Genomic DNA, 2,693 nt, shown 5'->3' on the forward strand with positions numbered 1-2,693 from the left:
CCGAACGTACGCCACACCACCCCTCCAACAACCCGATTAGTGTGTGAACCACACTAACCAACCCCGCTCTCACCAGGCAAAACACCCACAAACACCCACCAACCAACCAAAAGTGGCACGAGTCAGGACGTCCCAGAACTCGGCTTCGATACCGGACCGAGACGGCGGCAGCGCCAGAACAGCCTTGAGGTCTTCCTTCTGGGCGCAGGTGAGTTTCGCCGCGTTCTGATTCTCAGCATGCCCAGTCAACACCGAACACATCCTGCTGGCCTGCCAGCCGGCAAGCCGGCAAGCCACTCCCGAACGGTTTTCTCGCTGCGCTCAACCATCTCAGCGATAATCCCCACATCGACACCACGAGAAACATACAAGATGGCTTCGGCTTTCATCCGCACCAGCACATAATTGTCTGAGCGTTTCTTCCACCTGACCAGAACAGCGGCTTCTTCCGGGCTGACCCCGATCTGCATGTCTCAATCATATTTAAAACAAGGCCCCCGAATCCATCAAAAATACGATTTCGTTTCATGACGGCCATAAATGAAAACTATAGGTCCGGTCGTTATGTGAGTCGCCAGTGTTTATTCAATGAGTGCGTCGTTGAGCATGCTCGGCTGGGGTTAGGTAGCCGAGCGAGGAATGTCATCATCATTTACATATAGTCTGATCTTGTAACTAAAAATGTGCTGACAGTCGAATCAATCTCATCAGATGGTATTCCCAACATATGCAATTTGATGTCAAGCCACTCTGAAAATTTTTGACACGTTTGTTCTGCATGGTCTTCTACTCGGTAACTTTCCTCCAAGTGGGCATCCCATAAACTATCAATGATTTCGAGGAACAAATCCCTATTGCCTCTGATTTCATCATCATTTAGAGTCATAAGGTTCAACATTATGACTATCTCGTCCTCAAGTTCAAGCGAGGTTGGTCTCTTGATCATCTGATCAATCTTCTCGAATAACTGCATGATTATCCCTGCGGGTAGGCTATTTGCTAAATGGTGAGTTATCGAATGGGAGATGACCGCCAGCTGGATCACTCTTTAGTTTACCCCAAGTTCCGTCTTGTCGGTATACATTATGCCCTTTGGATATCGTTGCGGTGGGGTTGTCTGCTGCGTATGAACCAGGTGGGGCATCAATATTCTTCCCATGTCCATGGATAATTTCTCTGCCTAGCTTGTATTTGATTCCGCCGTCTTGGAATTTGTTCGGGTTGGGAGAGGGTTTCCACTCATTAGGCAAGTTCTTTTGCGTTGCGATCTGATCGATATCAGTGAAGTTGACATGTCCGTTCTTGTCAACCGTTTCTGAGAATGTGTCTGGACAGGACCGGAATCGTCCGGTGTCAGCGTCTCGCCACCTGCCTGCTGCGCTGTCCCAGTGACACTCATTGTGAACCAAGAGCCAAGAAACGCCACAACGAACATAGTAGGTGTGCGCATTGCCGATCTCGATGTTGTGAACGGTCTGGGTGATGCCGGTCGGCTCGACCGCGAGAAGCTCAACGGGCTGTCCGGCCTGATCCCGGAGCACATCCCCGGGAACGAGCTCACCAGCAGGGGTGAACCCCTTACCCTCAACATAGAACGGATGAGCCGCCGTGGTGATGACCTCCCCGCTGTCTGTGGCCAGGCGCAGGGTCGCCACACTCTGGTGCGTGAAAGTCCCCGTGACAGTCGCCGCAGTCCGCTGCCCGGTGTCCGGATCCACGGAAGCGACCTGGTCGCCCTCGGTGACCTGCTCGATAGGTTTGCTGGTGCCGTCAGCCATGAAGACGGCGGTGCCGGCGGGGAAGCACCCATACGCCGACGTCTCAGTGACCCCGGACAGGGCACCAGCAGCGGCGCCAGTACCGCCACCGATGGCAGCGCCCTTACCCGTCGCGGCCAGCAGGCCTGTCGGAGTATGCGGACCGGGCCCGGCCAGATAACCCGCACCACCGGCGAATCCGCCACCGGCGGCACCGGATACGCCACCAACGAACGTGGACCTACCCAGACAGCTCATGCCCTGAGCCAGCCCGCTACGGGCAACACCAGCACCGACACCACCCCCGATCAACCCTGACGCAGCACCAATCCCCACCGACAGGCCGAACTGGCCCCAGTCGAACGGGCCACCGGCAGCCCGCTGCTGGTCGATGTTCTGCCAGCCACTGATGACACCACCAGCAACCACGCCAGCGGCGACCGGCCCCATCACCGGTGTCAGAACGACGGTCAGCAGCGCGCCACCGGCGAGGTATTTCCAGTTCTCCTTCAAATAGTCCCCAGCAGCCGCAAGCCCGGTCTTGTGCTGGTCCTTCCACCCCTGCAGGTCCGCGTCACTGAGCGGCCGCAACCCCGTGGGGTCGGACAGATTCACCGGATCATTACCGGCATACGAGTACGGGTTCGCGGCCCACCCGGCACCCAACACCGGCGGCAACGGATCAGTGGACAAGAAACCAGCCGTAGCAGGATCATAAACCCGGGCGCCCACAAGCGAGAGCCCGTCGACCCCGAGCGTCCCGGTACTGGACAGGCCCAGCCCGCCGCCAAGACCAAAACGGCTCATCCCAATCGAGGGTGTAGGAGTTGGGGTCTGAATCCGCCGGTTTCGAGGAGGCTGCGTGTGATGTAGTTGGTGAGGTTGCGGAAGCCGAGGGCGGTGCCGCGGAGGTGTTCGAGTCGTCCGTTGAGGGCT

2 protein-coding genes are annotated in these 2,693 nt (G+C 57.0%); both read right to left on the reverse strand.

The window, feature by feature from the left end; genetic code table 11:
• Window positions 1-245: 245 nt before the first annotated feature.
• Window positions 246-470, reverse strand: a complete 225-nt coding sequence (locus D9T14_RS14035) for a hypothetical protein (protein WP_197720618.1) — start codon at window positions 468-470, stop codon at window positions 246-248.
• 522 nt (window positions 471-992) lie between these two features.
• A complete protein-coding gene (locus tag D9T14_RS13090) occupies window positions 993-2,564 on the reverse strand; it encodes a polymorphic toxin-type HINT domain-containing protein (protein ID WP_119162943.1) in 1,572 nt (523 codons plus the stop codon).
• Window positions 2,565-2,693 lie beyond the last annotated feature (129 nt).

The organism is Propionibacterium australiense, from assembly GCF_003666605.1.
GTDB classification, from domain to species: domain Bacteria; phylum Actinomycetota; class Actinomycetes; order Propionibacteriales; family Propionibacteriaceae; genus Propionibacterium; species Propionibacterium australiense.

Bases quoted from the DNA above. Each gene is read 5' to 3' on its own strand.
- D9T14_RS13090 (WP_119162943.1), bottom strand. From the start codon at position 2,564: ATGAGCCGTTTTGGTCTTGGCGGCGGGCTGGGCCTGTCCAGTACCGGG.
- D9T14_RS14035 (WP_197720618.1), bottom strand. From the start codon at position 470: ATGCAGATCGGGGTCAGCCCGGAAGAAGCCGCTGTTCTGGTCAGGTGG.